Below are 15,702 nucleotides of genomic sequence, written 5' to 3'. Positions count from 1 at the left end.
GCCTGTCACACCGCCACCTCCGGCCGGATCCCCCGGCACACGCCGGGCCCCCACGATTGTTCGCATTGTCTATCCGATGTACCTGCGGTTTCGGACAATCCCCGGGACCACCACAGTCGAGCAGATGACGGGCCGTCACCGGGGGCCGACGCGGCGGGACGGTTGCAACGTCGAATCGGACCCGGGGCCCGTGTCTTGCACGAGGAGGGGGAGTGCTCAAATGATCGAACTCGGTGTCCTCGGTGAACTGACCGTTCGTGTCGATCGCCTGGAGGTCGGCCTGAAAGCCCCGATGGTCCGACGGCTGCTCGCCGTGCTGTTGACCCGGGCCGGTCATCCGGTACCGGTCAGCACCCTGATTGATGCCTTGTGGCAGGGCGAACGGCCTCAGAACTCCCATAAGACCCTGCAGGTGTACATCCTGCGGCTGCGTCAGGCCCTCGGCGACGCGATGCGGATCCGCCGCCACGCCGGAGGTTATGCCGTCGTGGTCGGTCCCGGTGAGCTCGACGCGCAGCGGTTCGAGGACCTGGTGGCTCAAGGACGCCATGCGCGGCACGCTGGTGAACCGGAGCAGGCGAGCCAGTTGTTCACCGGCGCCCTCTCGCTGTGGCGCGGTGCGCCCTACGCGGATGTGGCGGAGGCAGGGCTGGTCGACGAGGAGGTGCGCCGCCTGGAGGAAGCACGCCTGGCGCTGCAGGAGGAGCGCATCGGTGTCGACCTGGAGCTCGGCTGGCACTCCGGGCTGGTGCCGGAGCTTGATGCGCTGGTCGCGGCACACCCGTACCGCGAGGAGCTGCGAGCCCAGCTGATGCTCGCGCTGTACCGAACCGGCCGCCGTAGGGAGGCGCTTGAGGTCTACCGGAGCACACGTCGGATGCTCCGCGAGGAGCTGGGCATCGAGCCCAGGCCCGGGCTACTGGCTCTCCACGAGCGGATACTCAGGGCCGATCCGGGTCTCGAGCCGCGGCCCGCGGTCCTACCGAGCGGACCGGCTGTGGCCGGTCGGCCAGGCCGGCCCCCGTCCCGTCAGTTCTTGAAGACCATGGAGTCCGTCGGCGGTCGCGCCTCGCACGTCGCCTGCTTGACGCCTTGTCACCGGAATCGGGTGAGGCCGCCAGAGGTGTGATGCCGATCGCGGTGATCCGACCCCTGCACCAGGCAGCGGCGGAAAGCCGGTGTCGCTGGTCCCGGGTCCGTCGACAGCCGTGGCAGCCGGCCGTCCGTATCGGCTGGAGCCGCCCGGACGGGTGTCATCCCGGTTGCGGTGGCGGCGGTGTGGACTGCCAGCTGGGCTCGACCGCCATCATCCGGGCGGTCTTCGACGGATCGCGGTCGATCAGACCGCCGAGCAGGTCGTCGATGCGCTGCAGCACTTCGGCGTCCAGGTGCCGGCCGGCCGCCTCGGCGTTCTCCGTCACCTGCTCGGGACGGGAGGCGCCGGTGATCGCGGCCGAGACACCGGGCTGCTGCAGCGTCCACGCGATCGCGAGCTGCGCCATGGACAACCCCGCCGCATCCGCGATCGGACGGAGCCCCTGCACCCGCTCCACCAGCTCGGTTCCGAGCACCCTGCCGATGAACTTCGGGGCACGGCCTCCGGCGGCCGCCCGGGAACCCGGTGGGGGAGTCCTTCGCGGACGATACTTCCCGGTCAGCACGCCCTGTGCCAGCGGCTGGAAGGCGAGTTGGCCGATCCCCTCCTTGCGGCACAGTGGCAGCACATCAGGCTCAATGACCCGCCACAGCATGTTGTACTGCGGCTGATTCGACACGATCCGGCTGCGCAGGCCCAGCTCACCGGCGAGCCGCAGCGCGGTCCACTCCGAGACGCCCAGGTACAAGACCTTGCCCTGCCGCACCAGGTCGTCGAAGGCGACGAGGGTCTCTTCGAGTCGGACGCGGCTGTCGAAACGGTGCGCCTGGTACAGGTCGACGTAGTCGGTCCCCAGTCGGCGCAGCGAGGCATGGCACGACTCCACGATGTGCTTGCGGGACAGCCCACGGTCGTTCGGTCCCGTGCCGGTCGGCAGGTACACCTTGGTGGCGATCTCCACGGAGGAGCGGCGTACATCGGCCAGTGCCTCGCCGAGCAGTTGCTCGGCAGCGCCCTGTGCGTACACATCGGCCGTGTCGAACGACGTGATGCCAGCGTCTCTAATCAGCTAAGCGATCCCATGTCAGACGTAGTGTCTGGCACGGGATCTGCCCACTGTGGAGGGGTAGCGTGAGCGTGCAGGTGGAAGCCCGCGCCCAGCGCTGCTCCGCGTGGCCGGTGACCGACCGTGGTGGGTGTGCTGATCGTTGTCACGCCCTGGTGCCGGTGGGCTGCGCGGGGCAGCCGGGTCCGGCCCGTGTGAGCGTGTCCCTCCGGACGCTTGCCCGCCGGACCCGAAGGTCCGGTGGGGGAGGGTGCCCTGCGTCGCCTGGGCGCGGGGCGTGTGTTCTGTCGCCGGGTGAGTCCGGTCTTGGACCGGTCCCGGCGGGTCTTCGCGGTGGTCGGGGTGACCACGGCTTTGGCTTCGAGTTTGTCCACCACGCTGCGGATGGCCATGGAACCGCTGACGCGGTCGGTCATGGTCTTCGCTTGGTGGGTGAGGCCGCGTGCGGCGATGCGCCGCCAGGCGCCCTGATCACGGTCTCCCTGCCAGCGGCAGGACGGGCAGATGGCCCACTTCCAGCCCGGCGTGGTGGGGCGGTCGGGGGCTTTGCGGTGCCGCAGCGGTACAAGACACTGCGGGCAGTGCTTGGAGGTGTTCCGGGCCGGGACTGTCACGACGGCGATACCCGCCTCGGCGGCCAGGTGTCGCATCCGGTCCACGATCTCCCCACGTACCTGCTGGGACATGCGCGTGTTGACGCTGCGGCCCATGCCCTTGGTCTCCATCGAGCGGAGGTCTTCGACATAGATCACGGTCGCCGAGGCGGCGATGGCCTGATCGACGGCCCACAGGGCGGCAGCCCGGGCAAGGGCGTCGTTGAGGTGCGAACGCCGGTCGGACACACATTGGATCTCATCCCGCAGGACCACGTGCTTGGCGGCCAACGCGTGTCGCTCGGCCCCACCGATGAGTCGCTGATAGTGGTCTGCCTTGGCGTGCAGCTACTCGCTCTCGCGGCGCAGCCGGTGCTGTTTCGCGAGGACACCGTCCGCGCGGAACATGCCCCCAGCCCCGAGAACGGTGATCCGTCCGTCGTGGTGGAGCCGGGCCGCGCCTGCGCTGAGGAGGGTGTTCAGGCCCCAGTCCGCGCCGAGCGCGACCGTGTGCCCGGTCCGCTGGGTCTTGGGGACGACGTGGGTGTAAGCGAGATCAGCCCGCACCTTGCCCTGGTGGATGCGCAGGGTCGGCAGGTGCAGCACCGCGCCGGCGGGGATCGTGGGCGGCAGCGTGATCGGGCAGGCGACCCACGTCCAGTCCCGGTACGAGGCCGGGTCGGGGCGGGTGGGGAGCTGCAACCGCAGCAGCGCCCGGCCGGGTTCGTCGCCGCGTTCGATGGCGGCCTGCTGCCCGTCGCACGCCGACAGCAGCAGCATCCGCGCTGCCTTGGGCGCGGACTCCACCTCGAACACATCGACCGGCATCCGGTCATGCTCATTCGACGGCAGATGCTGCCCGCCGGGTACCGCATCACGCACCGCGTCCCACTCGCCCACGGTGCGCTTGGCCGGATCAGCGGGCCAGGCCGCCAGGACCCCAGCGGTGAGGTCGGCCCGCCACTTCGCCGACCGCAGAGTGCGCCCGGCCTGTTCCTGGGCCATGCGCACGATCCGGTCATTGACTTTGACGCCCTCCAAAGCGGCGACGGTCCAGCCCAAACGACGCAGCGCCATCCACGCGTTCGACGGCAGCTTGCGGCCCCCGGCATCCTCCCCGGAGGCCAGCACGTCCACATCGGCGGCATTCCAGTGCTCGGCAGTCAGCGCGCCGACCATGCCGGACACCAGATCCACGGTCCAGCCGACCCGTTCCGCCAGCACGGAGACGGGCAGGAGTTCGTCGGTCTTCTCATCTACGCCCGTGCGCAGCATGGCGCGGGCGCAGGCGGTGCGGGAGGTTTCGCCCTCGGCGATCTGGAGTTTCCGGCTCACTCGGCACGATCCCCAGTGGTGCATTGGCCGGTTTCGGCGAGCAGCCGCTTGCGGGCTTCCGCCGACCTCATGCCGTACAGACGGCCCGCGAAGGTGGTGACCAGGGAGACGAAGTCTTCGAGGAGTTCATCCCGGCCGCCGGACTTCTTCGGGTGCGGGACTTCGAGGGTGACGCCGTGAAAGGCGAACAGGCGCTTGAGCCAGCCGACACCGAACCGGGCGAGGCGGTCCTCATGCGTCACCCTCACTACGCTCACGCTGCCGTCGCAGGCCATCGCCAACATCCTATTGAGGCCAGGCCGGTTCTCCCGCAGGCCGGAACCACGGTCCTTGACGACCTTCACCACCGTGCCGGTGGACGTGGCCCGCAGCTCTTCTTCCTGCGCGGCCAGCGACGATTCCTGTCCGGACGAGCCTGAGACGCGCACGTACAGAACCTCCAGCCGGGGCCGGGAAGTTGCGGAGTCGCTGCCACGCTTCATGTTCTCCACATCGGCCGAGGAAAACCGGCGCTCATGCCCTACCAGGAGAACGGAATCTTGCCTTCCAACGCCCACTGGCGCAGCGTCATCGGGTGGACCCCCAGGCGCTTCGCGGCTTTGGACATACGCAGCAACTCCATGCGCACAACTCTATGCACAACACTAGGGATGACTGATGAAGTTGGTGAGCCTCCAGCGCGGCCCGTACACATGACAGGGCACTGACCCTGTCGACCGACTCGCCGTGAGTGAGCCAATTTCTGAAGGCTATCTCGCTGATCATCAGGCCACTACGGCCGAGTGAACGATGCTCCATGGCCAAAGACCCTAGCCAATCGGAGATCGTGCCGCTCCGATGTGCTCGAGACCGGGCCAGGGCGGGTTCACCTTTGCCCCGGGACGGACGTTCGTTGAAGGCTACGCATTGTCAGCGGATTGATTTTGGCCGAGGAAACCGCAGGTCACCGTATCTGCCGCAGCGTGCGCATCCGCCGGAGACACCACGGAGACACCGCACTGAAACCACGTCAGGTCATTCTCGCTGCAGGTCGGAAGTCGACCGATCGGACCTGCTGCGAGGGGAGGCTGCCATGACTGAGGCCAACAAGGACTTCGATGTCCTGATGAGCGAGGACTACTGAGCCCAGGGCTCGGGACGCGGATGGGGAAGGAGATCCGATCTCCTTCCCCATCCCTCTTGGAACGCGTGTCGTGAAATCACCGATGTAAGCCGGAGGGCGGCGGAATGGCAAACGGACTTCCCTACACCCGGAAAAACCATGTCGCCTGGGCCGAATTGGAATTCGGTCGCGCGCGCGTTCTCGACACCTTGCGGCTCCGGCAGACCTGGAGCGCCTGGTTCGAATTGACCCATGCCCCGGCCGGCCCCATATGCGCCGAGAGCACACCGCTCCTCCTCGATCTGCTGCGCGACAGCACGGGAGAGCCGCCCCCACCGTACTGCGCGCTGATCCTGGCGGCCGACGCACGGTCGCGACTGGCCAGGCAGTCGAGGCACGACACCTTCCTTGGCAGTACGCCTCGGGACGTGGCTGTCTCCACAGGCATCGAGGGCTGGCATTTCCTTGCGGGGCAGGTGGACTGCTGGAACGAGCAGCCGACGCAGCGCAGAGCCGTCCTTGTCTGTGTCCTCACCCAACTCGGGTTCTACGGACTCGCGGTGCGTCTGGTGGGCGAGATCGGCCGCCCCGCTGACGGGCCGGGGCAGTATCTGGCGTACGAGGCCGCCCGTGCTCTTCGCCAGCACCGTCGTGCCTCGGACGCCCCCGCCCAAGTCTTCGCCCGGCTGGCCACGGAGGGGACCGTTCCGGCGCTGCGCGTGCTCTCCTGCGCCCAGCTCATCTCGATCCTCCGTCGCGACCGGTACGCCCCGGACAGCGACCGCGACTGGGCGGTGTACGGAGAAGGACTCCTCAGCGGACTGTCGGACACGGAGCCCTGGCTCCGAGCACTCACCGAGAGCCGGTTCTTGAGGGCGGCGGCCTTCCAGCGGTTCGGCGACAAAAACGTGGAGGGCGCGCGGCAGGCTCTCGAGGAGGCCTATGCCGCGGACGCCGACACCGAGCGCCTCGCCGAGAACCCGCAGCAGCGGCACTGCGCGCGGGAGAACCGCCGGCTGCTCGCCGATGTGACGGTCAAGGCCGGAACCCGGCTGTCACCGCCCGGGCGCGTGCAAGCGGCCGCCGACACACTGCTCCGCCTGGACGGGGCTGAGGCCTCGTCCAGGTTCCACGTGGCGGCTCTCGCCCAGCGAGGCGGTGATGTGCGGGCGGCTGCGGAGGAGTTCGAGCGAGGAGCGCAGGCCGGAACGTTGCGGGGAGCGACAGCTGCCTACCGGGCAGTGCGGTGCTGGGAGGAGCTGGGTGACGACCACAGGGCCGATCGCGCCGCACACCTGCTGTTCGATCTCGATCCAGCAGCACACTCGCCGAGGGAACCCGACCACGTACCGGCACGCGGACCGGCCGGGGCCCCGGCCTCCGGTCAGGGAAGCGGACAGGGATGACGAAGCAGGCCGAGCACACGGGCGGCGAACCGGGCCAGGGGGCGGAACCGCCGACACGCGGGCTGAGACGGCTCCGAACGACCTTCTCAGGCGGACTTGGCCGTGACTTCTCCCTTCTCTGGGTCGGCTGGACGATATCCAGCGCCGGCAACGGGCTGACCGTTACCGCTCTGCCGCTACTGGCAGCCGACATCACCAGCGACCCCACCCGTCTGTCGCTGGTGGGTTTCGCGGACAGACTTCCGTGGCTGGTGCTGGCCCTGATGGGAGGGGCGTTCTCCGACCGCTGGGACCGCCGGAGGGTGCTGTGGGTATCGGACGCCATCCGGTGCTGCATCCTGGCGGTTCTGTTCGCCACGGTGCTCGCTGGTTGGGTGTCGATCCCGCTCCTGATGGCCGTCGCGTTCAGCATCACGGCGATCGAGACGGTCTACGACAGTTCACGGCAGTCCATCCTGCCCATGGTCGTGTCCCGGGACCGGGATGCTCTCGAACGCGCGAACAGCAGATTGATGAGCGCCAACACAGCGGCCCTCAAGTTCCTCGGCCCTGCGGGCGGAGGCGTGCTCTACTCCCTCGGCCGTGCCGTACCCGCTCTTACCGACTCCGTTTCGTTCGGCCTCAGTGCCGTCTGCTCCTTCCTCATGCGCGGTGACTACCACGGGACCCAGGCGGACCGGAAGACCGCGACCACGGGGGCCGGCCACCGTCCGTCCATGCGCGGCGAAATCGTGGAAGGCATCTGCTGGCTCGCTCGCCACCGGGTGCTCCGCGTGTTCACGGTGGTCGCCGGCCTCAAGAACATGTGCACGGCCGGCCAACTCGCCATGCTGGTGCTCTACGCCCGCCAGATCTTGGGTATCAGCAACGTCGGGTACGGGCTGCTCCTGTCGTCCGTCGCGGTCGGCAGCGTGACGGCGGGACTCACCTGCAGGAAATTCACGCACAGGCTGGGGCCCGCGCACGCGAGTCTCGGGGGGTCGGTGGCCGGGGCGCTGGGTTTCACCATCCTGGGCTTCACCGACGACATCGCGCTCGTGGCGCTCGGACTCGGAATCACCGGTTATACGAGCATGACCTGGAACGTCACGACGGTCTCCCTGCGGCAAGCCATGGTGCCGAAGCATCTCACCGGCCGTATCAGCGGTGTGAACCGACTGGTGACGTTCGGTCTGATGCCCGTGGGCATCCTGGCCTCCGGCGTAATCGCCTCTCATCTGGGGCTGAGCGCCGTCTACAGCATCGGCGGCCTGTTCGGGGCGGGCGTCGCGCTCATCGGCTTGCTCACCCTGTCGAACAGCGCCGTCGAGAAGGCCCTGCACGCGGCCGAAGAACAGTGATCACCGAGCGGTATTCACCAGCAGGAGGTTGAACGTGGTACTCGAGACTTCGACCGAGCACCTGATCCACGCGACCCGGGCCCGGACCTGGCAGGCATGGACCGACCCGAGGGAGGTGCGTGCCTGGCTCGCGCTGCACAGCGCCGAGATCCCGCTGCAGGTCGGTGAGCGGCTGTGCTGGTCCTTCAACCGGCGCGGACGGGTGGAGCTGGTCTTCAACGCCCGGCTCAGTGCGATTACCCCTCAGGTCTCCTGTGAGTACGACTGGGACGTACCGGGGAATGACACTCCCACCCAGGTGAAGGTGGACTTCACCTGCCTGGACGACTCCCGAACCAAGATCGCGGTCCGTCATACGGGCTTCGGCGAGTCGCTCCGATCGCGCCTCGAGTTCGACGGTTACGACCACCACTGGTGGCACTACCTGGAGCGGCTCGGCGCGTACCTGGAGCACCGGCCTTTCCAGTTCCACAAGACTCTGACCCCGCCGAAGACCGGCATCATCCCACTCGGCGTCACGGCGGAGACGGGGATGGTGGTTCAGGACGTCGTCGTCAACTCCGCCGCGGAGGCCGCGGGACTGAAGGCAGGAGACGAGATCCGGGCCATCGACGGAGCTGTTCTGAAGGAGATGGAGGACTTCCACCGGTGGCTCGACGAAGCCGTCGCGGGCCAGGTGGCGGTACTCGCTCTCAAGGACCGCGCCGTCGAACTCACGCTCCGGCCATTCACGGCGTGACCGCCACGCCGTCCGAGCTCCGCGCGGCGCTGGCCTGCTTCCCCTCCGGCGTCACTGTGGTGACCACCCGGGACGACCGGGACAGGCCGCGCGGCTTCACCGCGAGCTCATTCTGCTCGGTCTCGTTGGATCCGCCGCTCGTGCTCGTCTGCCTGGCCCGAACGGCGGACTCCTTCCCGGTGTTCCTTCACTGCGGCCATTTCGCGGTCAGCGTGCTGCGCCCGTGGCACGAGGAGGTGGCTCGGCGTTTCGCCTCCAAGAGCGCCGACAAATTCGGCGGAGGCTGGGCCGCGCACACGCTCGGGGGTCTGCCCGTCGTGCCAGATGCCCTGTGCACGCTGGAGTGCGCGGTCTACGACCGCCATGAGGCGGGAGACCACCTGATTCTCATCGGTGAGGTAGGGATTGCGGCCGCCGGTGACGGGGAGCCGATGGTGTATTACGGGCGCGCCTTCCACCGGCTGGCCCCGGCGTGATGCCGCGCCGTCGCGGGCATTCCACGCGGTGACTGGCGACTGCTTCCCGGCCGCGGTCTTCTACAGCGCGGATCGTGGGCCGAGCCGGAGCGTAAAGCCGTTCAACGGCAACGCGTTCGCTCAACTGATACACATCCACCGCGTGGATGGGTGCGCGGTCATCGATGGCAGATATAGATGGTGTGGCTATGTCACGTAATTACCGGGGTAGTTGCGCCCGTCCTTGTAGTCGCAGACGGTGAAGCGTACGTCCCTGACTGAAGAAGGCACGATCGGGTGAACTGGCAACTCTGAGCCTGTGACCGCAGCCAGTTTTACGCCGTGAAGCAGTGCGCCCAAGTTCCAGTCAACGTCGGGAGACCGGCCAGCGTGTCACTGCGTGAGGCCCCGAGGAGCTCCGCCGCCGCCCAGGCGCCGACCGTGTATCCGAAGCCCTTCAGAAACTGCCAGGTGCTGAGCCGAACCGCCTTCCACGCCAGCGCACGAAGACGAGCGCCGACTATGCGCAGGCGGCGAGTGACGCGGTCGCGGCGGTTGAGCGGAACGGGCAGCAGCCGCAACCGCTCCACCAGCGACAATCCCGCCACACCGGCCAGAGAAGGCGACTTGATCAGACAGACGGTGGCAGACTGGCGGCACATCGAAGCTCCGGCGGTGCGAGGCGACTTGGGAAGGTCACTCCGTTCAACCGGAGCTTCGATGCGTACGTGACGGGCCGACCCCCGCCCCTCATCCCGCCAAGACCTGCGGACTCATGCGCTCACCGGGACTTTGCAACAGCCCTGGCCCCAGGGGTTGCGGCGTCAGTTGCGCTAACTGGTGCGCCAAGCTGTTGCACTGGGTGTTGCGGTAGATGTTGCGCGGGCCTTCATAGCGTCCTGAAATTCGTGCAGGTCACCCCCGCGTAGGGGCGTGGTCGGGGCGCTGACATCCCCGTTGCGGCCGCACTCCCTCGGACGGCGCAGCAGTCATCCCCGCTGCTCGCGGTCGCCCGCACTTGGATCTAGCGTCGTTCACATCTGTCTTCGCACGTGAAACGAGGAACCGAGATGGCGATTCTGGTGCTCAACCAGGCTGCGGGCTGGAACCAGGAGCTCTACCAGGCGACCTTCGACCGGGCGATCCCGGACCGTACGAATCCGCCCGCCGGGCTCATCGCCCACTTCGGGGCGCCCGGCGAGGCGGGCGGCTGGCAGGTCATTGACGTATGGGAGTCGGAAGACGCGTTCCGGCGCTTCATGGAAGAGCAGGTCAAGCCGGCCGCACAGGAACTCGGGGCACCACCGTTCGAGTCGAAAGTGGTCGAGGTCTACAACGCTCTGATCCCGTAACGGCCGCCTGGGCATGGGCCCGTGACGAATCAACGCTTCGGAGGTGTAACCCTGCACGGCCCCTCCCAGGGGGAAGGACCACGTTCAAAATCTGGCCGGCGCTCCAGCGCGCAGGCTCCCACTGCATGCGCCGCGCGGTCGGCGTCCGCGCGCCAGGGCGAGCGCGAGCACACGGAGCATGAGCGCGAGCGCCAAAGCTGGAGCCTGCCAGCGCCGACCGCGCACCCATCGTTGCTCACCGAAGCCGACCGTCACGAGTTCTGCGTTTGACGACGGCCCGGCACGGGGCTGCACTGGACTCATGGACGCTGAGGCGACTCCGTCCCGGGGAGCAGCGATGACAACCATGGAAACGTTCAACCTTCTGCAGCCGTACAAGATCGCCGAGGAGACGTTCGTCATCCCGTGGGCTCTCGAGGCCCCGCCGGTCGGCCACTTCCCGATGAACTCGATGGTGATCCGGGGAGCCGAACCGGTCCTCGTGGACACCGGGGCGCCCGCAGTGCGCTCCCAGTGGCTGGAGGCAGCCTGGTCCGTCGTGGATCCACTGGATGTCCGGTGGATCTTCCTCACCCACGATGACCGCGACCACGCCGGCAACCTTCTGCCGGTCCTCGCCGAATGCCCGAACGCGACCCTGCTGACGACATGGTTTTCCATCGGCCGCATGGCCGAGGAGTGGGAGACGCCCATCAACCGGTGCCGCTTCATGACCGACGGCGACACGATCGACGCGGGCGACCGCACTTTGGTCGCCAAACGACCGCCCCTGTACGACAACCCCACAACCCGCGCCCTCTTCGACCCGAAGACCAACGTCCTTTGGGCCGTCGACACCTTCGCCACGAACGTGCCGACCCCCATGCCCGAAATGGCAGCGCTGGCCCCAGACGAATTCCGCGACGGCCAGTTCTTCGGCGGAAGTCTGGTCTCCCCCTGGGTCGCCCTGGTGGATGCCCAAAAGTTCCGGACGGTCGTCACCGACTTCCAACACCTGAACGCCGAGGTGATCGCCGGCTGCCACTGCCCGGTCCTCCGCGGCCCCCAGATCCCCGAGGCCTACGACCTCCTCCGCCAGCTCCCCGAAATCCCACCGTGGGCAGAGTTCACCCAGGCCGACCTGGACCAGTGGATGGCGGCTGCCGAGAGCTCGGTTCCGCCGGAGCAGCCGCGGCCGTCGGAGACGTGAGAGGCCCTGCCGCGCGGCGTTGGGATCTGCTCTGCTTCGAGCCAGGCGGGAAGGTCTTTTCGGTGTAGGTGCCAACGGTGGTGAGGTCCTGGCCGGAGTAGCGGAACACCACGGAGTTGATCACCGCGCGCAGGGGCGAGGCGGGGCAGACTGTGACGTTCGTCCGCGCTGATGGGGGCGGGCGATGGCGCATCTCGGCGCCCGCACCGAAGCACCGGCCGCGTGCCTGAGCGGGTGGGTCAGAAGATCGGCGTTTGCGCTTGGACTTCGGTGAGCGCATCCTCCATGGTCAGCGACGGCAGCACGCGGACGCGGTTCCAGTGGGGGAGACGAGCCTCCATCAGGAAGCGGTCGACATTCTCGACCTTGTCGGACTGTACGACCACAACAATCGTGTGTTCACGGTTGACGAAGGGACCGGACACGATTTCGACGCCTGCCTTCTGGGCGAGGTCCGGCACGTCAGGACCGATCTTCAGCAACAGGTCGCGCGTTGTCGCGTTGGAGGTCGGACAGGTTTCCGGAGTGTGGGTCGCGATCAGGACGAAATGCATCTCGAGGTTCCCTTCCGCTTGAAGGCCCCTATCTCAGGCTAAGCCGCGCCAAGGTGCTCCGCGATCGGCGATCCCGGCTCTGACCGGCGGAGGAGGGTTCACGCCCGGAGGTCCTCCCGTATCGCGTATCCGCTCGATGGCAGTCCATCGCGGTACGGCCAGTCGGCCCGCCACGAAGTCGAGACCGCGGTGGCCAAGTCCGCCGACTGACTCAAGGTCGACCAGCAAGCCGCCCAGGCCCAAAACCTCTCTCGCACACCAACCGGAGAGACCCCGAAGCGGTCTCAGCGGCCGCGCCGCTCGACCGTGTGCCGCTCGGCCTGATGGCCTAACGACGCTGAGCCACGGTGTCTCGCGCGACGTATGGTCCGTAGGGGGCCGACGGAGGCACTGATGACCGATCACCCGAACATCGCTGCGTTCCATCGCACCATGGCTGCCTTCGCGGCAGGCGACATGGACGCGCTGGCGAAGACCTTTCACCCCGAGGTGGTGTGGCATATCGGGGGCAGCAACCCGCTGGCGGGAGAGTACCGGGGACGCGAGGACACATTCGCGGTGTTCGGTCGGGAGTTTCAGCTGACAGGCGGCACGTACCGGCCGCAGCTCCATGATGTGCTCGCCAACGATGACCACACAGTTGCGCTGCTGCACGTTACGGCGTCACGTGAAGGCAAGCAGCTCGATATGGACTACACCCTCGTCCTCCACATCAGGGACGACAAGATCACCGAGGGTTGGGTGCTGACGGCTGATCCGCAGGCGTACGACGAGTTCTGGTCGTAGGCGCCGGGGTACGGCAGATCTCAAACGCGGTCTGAAAGTCGTTTTCATCTGGGATGCCCGCGTATCTGCCAATTTTCGGTGTGCGGGGTTGTGGTGATGGTGAGGCTGAGGGTGCAGTTGAGGTCTGCTGGCCGGATGGGGTGACAGATGGGGCGGGGTGTGGCTTACGCCTGTCTCATCCCAGAACGCCCGACCATTGCGATGCGAGCCGAGCTCGTCATCGACGCCCTGGCCGCCGCCGAACGCACCCGCGGGAGCCTCGCCGGGGCGGTCTTTCACTGCGATCACGGCTCGCAATATACGTCCGCCGCGTTCGCCGACGCCTGCGCGAATGCGGGCGTGAGAAGGAGCATGAGCGCCGTCGGCAGCAGCGCGGACAACGCTGCCGCGGAAAGCTTCAACGCGTCGCTGAAAAGGGACACTCCAGGGCGCCAAGGCCTGGCCCACGGCCCGTCAGGCCCGCCTCGACACCTTCCGCTGGGCCGGCCGCTACAACACCCGCCGCCGCCACTCCGGCCTCGGACAACGATCACCGATCGCCTACGAGACCGCGGCTTGACTCGCCGGATTGCTGCTCGCGGGGCGCCACGGCATCGGTCCTCCGCCTGGTGGAAGCCCGCGCGCGGCCGAGGCCCGGACGTGGTCGGCTGAAGGCAGCATCACGCGGTGACGGCTTGGCCTCGCTCACCGATGTCCATCCACGTGTGCGCGTCTTGGCACGGCGAAAGGAGCGGCCATGACCAGCCGCATGGTTCAGGATCGGCTGTTCATTGGCGGGGACATGGTCGCGCCGGTCTCGGAAGAGGTGATCGGGGTCATCTCTCCGGTCACGGAGGAGCGGATCGGTACGGCTCCCTCATCGACGCCTGCCGATATCGACCGTGCAGTGCGCGCGGCGCGCGCTGCCTTCGACGATGGTCCCTGGCCCCGCATGTCTCCACAGGAGCGGGCGGACGCGCTGGGGCCGTTCGGCGAGTACCTGCGCGCCCGTGTCCCCGAGATCGCACAGCTCATCACCACAGAGATGGGCTCACCGATCAGCTTCTCAAACCAACTCCAGGCACCGGTTCCCGTGATGGTTCTGGACTACTACCGGCAACTTGCCGCGACGTTCCCCTTCGAGCAGGATCGAGCAGGCCTCAGCGGTCCCGCGCGGATCCTTCGGGAGCCTGTGGGCGTCGTGGGGCAGATCGTGCCGTGGAACGCGCCGCTCATCCTGACGATGGTGAATCTTGCTCCCGCCCTGATCGCCGGCTGCACCGTCGTGCTGAAGCCCGCGCCGGAGACCCCGCTGGACGCGTACCTGCTCGCCGACGCTGCCATGGAGGCCGGTCTGCCCCCGGGTGTCCTCAACATCGTGCCCGCCGACCGGGAGAACAGTGAGGCGCTCGTGCGGCACCCGCTGGTAGACAAGATCAGCTTCACGGGCAGCTCCGCCGTAGGACGGCGGGTCGGCGCGCTGTGCGGCGAGCAGTTCAAGCGCGTCACCCTCGAGTGCGGCGGGAAGTCGCCCGCCATCATCCTCGAGGACGCCGACATCGACAGCGTCGTGCCCGCCCTCATGCCGTACGCGATCATGATGTCCGGCCAGCACTGCCTGGCACAGACCCGGATCCTCGCTCATCGCAGCCGCTACCAGCAGGTTGTGGACGCGATCTCGCAATCAGCTGCTGCGCTGCGGGTCGGCGATCCGGATGACCCCTTGACCGAGGTCGGCCCCCTGGTGGCCGAGCGCCAGCGGCGGCGGGTCGAGGATTACATCGCCGGCGGGCGGAAGGACGGCGCGACGATCACGGTCGGCGGCGGCCGGCCCGCGAGCCAGTCGAAGGGCTGGTACGTCGAACCGACGGTCTTCGCAGACGTCGACAGCTCCATGCGCATCGCGCAGGAGGAGATCTTTGGCCCCGTGCTCGTCGTCATCCCATTCGACGACGACAACGACGCGGTCCGTATCGCGAACGACTCGAAGTACGGCCTGTCGGGAAGCGTCTGGACCAACGACCTGGACCGGGCCATGAGCATCGCTCGCCAGGTGCGCACGGGGACCTTGACGCTGAACGGGTACCGGATCGAGTTCGCCGCCCCCTTCGGCGGATACAAGGAATCCGGGGTCGGCCGCGAGTTCGGGCCCGAGGGCCTCAGCTCGTTCCTGGAGTACAAGACGATCAATTTGCCGGGCGACGTGGTGCTGTGACCGGGAAGGGTCCGGTGGTCAGGTCGCAGCCTGGACGGCTCTGCCGCCCCAGCGGATGGCTTTCTCGCTGCGGATGCGGGCTCGTTCGCGTCGTTGTGCGGCCAGGACGTCGGGGTGGTTGTTGCGCCAGCGCAGGTAGGCGTGCAGGGCCCGGGTCTGCACGGTGTGGTTGGGGTGGTGGGAGTTGGCGAGGGCGAACTGCCGCAGCGGCCCGAAATGGGCCTCGATGGGGTTGGCCCAGGAGGCGTAGGTCGGAGCCGTCCAGGGCGGGCCGCACGGTCAGAGCAGAGCTGACCGCGGCGGTCGAGGACCTGAGGGCAGCCGCCCGGCTTGGCGGCCTGCTTCCCGCCGTGACCCTCTGGTATCTGTACTGTGCCGTGCAGCAGGAACGTGCCGCGCGTGAGCGCCTGGCCTTCATCGTGTAAGCGAATGAGGCAGACGCCTGTGCCGTGACAGCGGCGAGATCGATGGCCGCAAAACGTATCTCTTCGCCTT

16 protein-coding genes and 2 pseudogenes are annotated in these 15,702 nt (G+C 67.8%); 10 read left to right on the top strand and 8 right to left on the bottom strand.

All coding sequences use genetic code 11. The features are described 5' to 3' along the window. The first annotated feature begins 220 nt into the window (after nucleotides 1–220). Nucleotides 221–1,129, top strand: a complete 909-nt coding sequence (locus AS594_RS40045) for an AfsR/SARP family transcriptional regulator (RefSeq protein ID WP_069936349.1) — start codon at nucleotides 221–223, stop codon at nucleotides 1,127–1,129. Nucleotides 1,130–1,253: 124 nt separating this feature from the next. Here AS594_RS40045 and AS594_RS40040 read toward each other — a convergent pair whose 3' ends face one another. From AS594_RS40040 to AS594_RS44260, 5 genes are all read right to left on the bottom strand, one after another. Continuing rightward, a complete protein-coding gene (locus AS594_RS40040) occupies nucleotides 1,254–2,147 on the bottom strand; it encodes an aldo/keto reductase (RefSeq protein WP_276207490.1) in 894 nt (297 codons plus the stop codon). A gap of 14 nt (nucleotides 2,148–2,161) precedes the next feature. After that, complete coding sequence (locus AS594_RS47110) at nucleotides 2,162–3,004, bottom strand: zinc ribbon domain-containing protein (protein ID WP_240509418.1); 843 nt, start codon at nucleotides 3,002–3,004, stop codon at nucleotides 2,162–2,164. Between the two features lie 99 nt (nucleotides 3,005–3,103). Further along, nucleotides 3,104–4,090: a hypothetical protein gene (locus AS594_RS47105; RefSeq protein WP_240509417.1), complete on the bottom strand. Its 987-nt coding sequence runs from the start codon at nucleotides 4,088–4,090 to the stop codon at nucleotides 3,104–3,106. Further along, the gene (locus AS594_RS40030; protein WP_276207489.1) at nucleotides 4,087–4,647 is read right to left on the bottom strand and encodes an IS607 family transposase; all 561 of its coding nucleotides are present in this window, start codon (nucleotides 4,645–4,647) and stop codon (nucleotides 4,087–4,089) included. Before AS594_RS40030 ends, AS594_RS47105 begins: the two co-directional genes overlap by 4 nt. Beyond that, on the bottom strand, nucleotides 4,611–4,712 hold the full coding sequence (locus AS594_RS44260; RefSeq protein WP_141747276.1) for a MerR family DNA-binding transcriptional regulator: 102 nt from the start codon (nucleotides 4,710–4,712) through the stop codon (nucleotides 4,611–4,613). Before AS594_RS44260 ends, AS594_RS40030 begins: the two co-directional genes overlap by 37 nt. Nucleotides 4,713–5,317: 605 nt before the next feature. Between AS594_RS44260 and AS594_RS40025 the strand changes: the two genes are divergently transcribed. Genes AS594_RS40025 through AS594_RS40010 form a run of 4 tightly spaced genes read left to right on the top strand, consistent with a single transcriptional unit; the run spans nucleotide 5,318 to nucleotide 9,153 of the window. Then, a complete protein-coding gene (locus AS594_RS40025; RefSeq protein WP_141747275.1) occupies nucleotides 5,318–6,598 on the top strand; it encodes a hypothetical protein in 1,281 nt (426 codons plus the stop codon). Next, complete coding sequence (locus tag AS594_RS40020; RefSeq protein ID WP_069936345.1) at nucleotides 6,595–7,938, top strand: MFS transporter; 1,344 nt, start codon at nucleotides 6,595–6,597, stop codon at nucleotides 7,936–7,938. The genes AS594_RS40025 and AS594_RS40020 overlap by 4 nt, the downstream gene beginning before the upstream one ends. Before the next feature lie 34 nt (nucleotides 7,939–7,972). Continuing rightward, nucleotides 7,973–8,677 carry an SRPBCC domain-containing protein gene (locus tag AS594_RS40015; RefSeq protein ID WP_069936344.1) on the top strand — a complete coding sequence of 235 codons (705 nt, stop codon included), beginning with the start codon at nucleotides 7,973–7,975 and terminating at the stop codon, nucleotides 8,675–8,677. Continuing rightward, nucleotides 8,674–9,153 carry a flavin reductase family protein gene (locus AS594_RS40010; RefSeq protein ID WP_240509416.1) on the top strand — a complete coding sequence of 160 codons (480 nt, stop codon included), beginning with the start codon at nucleotides 8,674–8,676 and terminating at the stop codon, nucleotides 9,151–9,153. Before AS594_RS40015 ends, AS594_RS40010 begins: the two co-directional genes overlap by 4 nt. 314 nt (nucleotides 9,154–9,467) lie before the next feature. On the opposite strand, the gene AS594_RS40005 is transcribed toward AS594_RS40010, so the two are convergent. Next, the gene (locus tag AS594_RS40005) at nucleotides 9,468–9,794 is read right to left on the bottom strand and encodes a hypothetical protein (protein ID WP_069936343.1); all 327 of its coding nucleotides are present in this window, start codon (nucleotides 9,792–9,794) and stop codon (nucleotides 9,468–9,470) included. Nucleotides 9,795–10,202: 408 nt separating this feature from the next. Between AS594_RS40005 and AS594_RS40000 the strand changes: the two genes are divergently transcribed. Further along, a complete protein-coding gene (locus AS594_RS40000) occupies nucleotides 10,203–10,484 on the top strand; it encodes a hypothetical protein (protein ID WP_069936342.1) in 282 nt (93 codons plus the stop codon). 337 nt (nucleotides 10,485–10,821) lie between these two features. Further along, entirely contained in the window at nucleotides 10,822–11,673 is an 852-nt protein-coding gene (locus AS594_RS39995; protein WP_240509415.1) for an MBL fold metallo-hydrolase, read from the top strand. Nucleotides 11,674–11,912: 239 nt separating this feature from the next. Here AS594_RS39995 and AS594_RS39990 read toward each other — a convergent pair whose 3' ends face one another. Continuing rightward, entirely contained in the window at nucleotides 11,913–12,227 is a 315-nt protein-coding gene (locus tag AS594_RS39990; protein ID WP_206281782.1) for a hypothetical protein, read from the bottom strand. Nucleotides 12,228–12,620: 393 nt separating this feature from the next. Here AS594_RS39990 and AS594_RS39985 point away from each other — a divergent pair, with 393 nt between their 5' ends. The 3 genes and pseudogenes from AS594_RS39985 to AS594_RS39980 all read left to right on the top strand — a co-directional run bounded on the left by AS594_RS39985 (nucleotide 12,621) and on the right by AS594_RS39980 (nucleotide 15,207). After that, nucleotides 12,621–13,013 carry a nuclear transport factor 2 family protein gene (locus AS594_RS39985; protein ID WP_069936340.1) on the top strand — a complete coding sequence of 131 codons (393 nt, stop codon included), beginning with the start codon at nucleotides 12,621–12,623 and terminating at the stop codon, nucleotides 13,011–13,013. 201 nt (nucleotides 13,014–13,214) lie between these two features. Continuing rightward, nucleotides 13,215–13,572 (top strand): annotated as a pseudogene (locus AS594_RS42500) (integrase core domain-containing protein); the annotation flags it as partial. Nucleotides 13,573–13,749: 177 nt separating this feature from the next. Beyond that, nucleotides 13,750–15,207 (top strand): aldehyde dehydrogenase, encoded by a 1,458-nt coding sequence (locus tag AS594_RS39980; protein ID WP_206281781.1) that lies wholly within the window; start codon nucleotides 13,750–13,752, stop codon nucleotides 15,205–15,207. Between the two features lie 18 nt (nucleotides 15,208–15,225). Here AS594_RS39980 and AS594_RS42495 read toward each other — a convergent pair. Further along, a pseudogene (locus AS594_RS42495) lies at nucleotides 15,226–15,462 on the bottom strand (IS630 family transposase); the annotation flags it as partial. Nucleotides 15,463–15,702 lie beyond the last annotated feature (240 nt).

The organism is Streptomyces agglomeratus (assembly GCF_001746415.1).
Classification (GTDB): domain Bacteria; phylum Actinomycetota; class Actinomycetes; order Streptomycetales; family Streptomycetaceae; genus Streptomyces; species Streptomyces agglomeratus.
The sequence above is the reverse complement of the archived record's forward strand: the minus strand, read 5'-3'. Positions and strand labels throughout refer to the sequence as shown.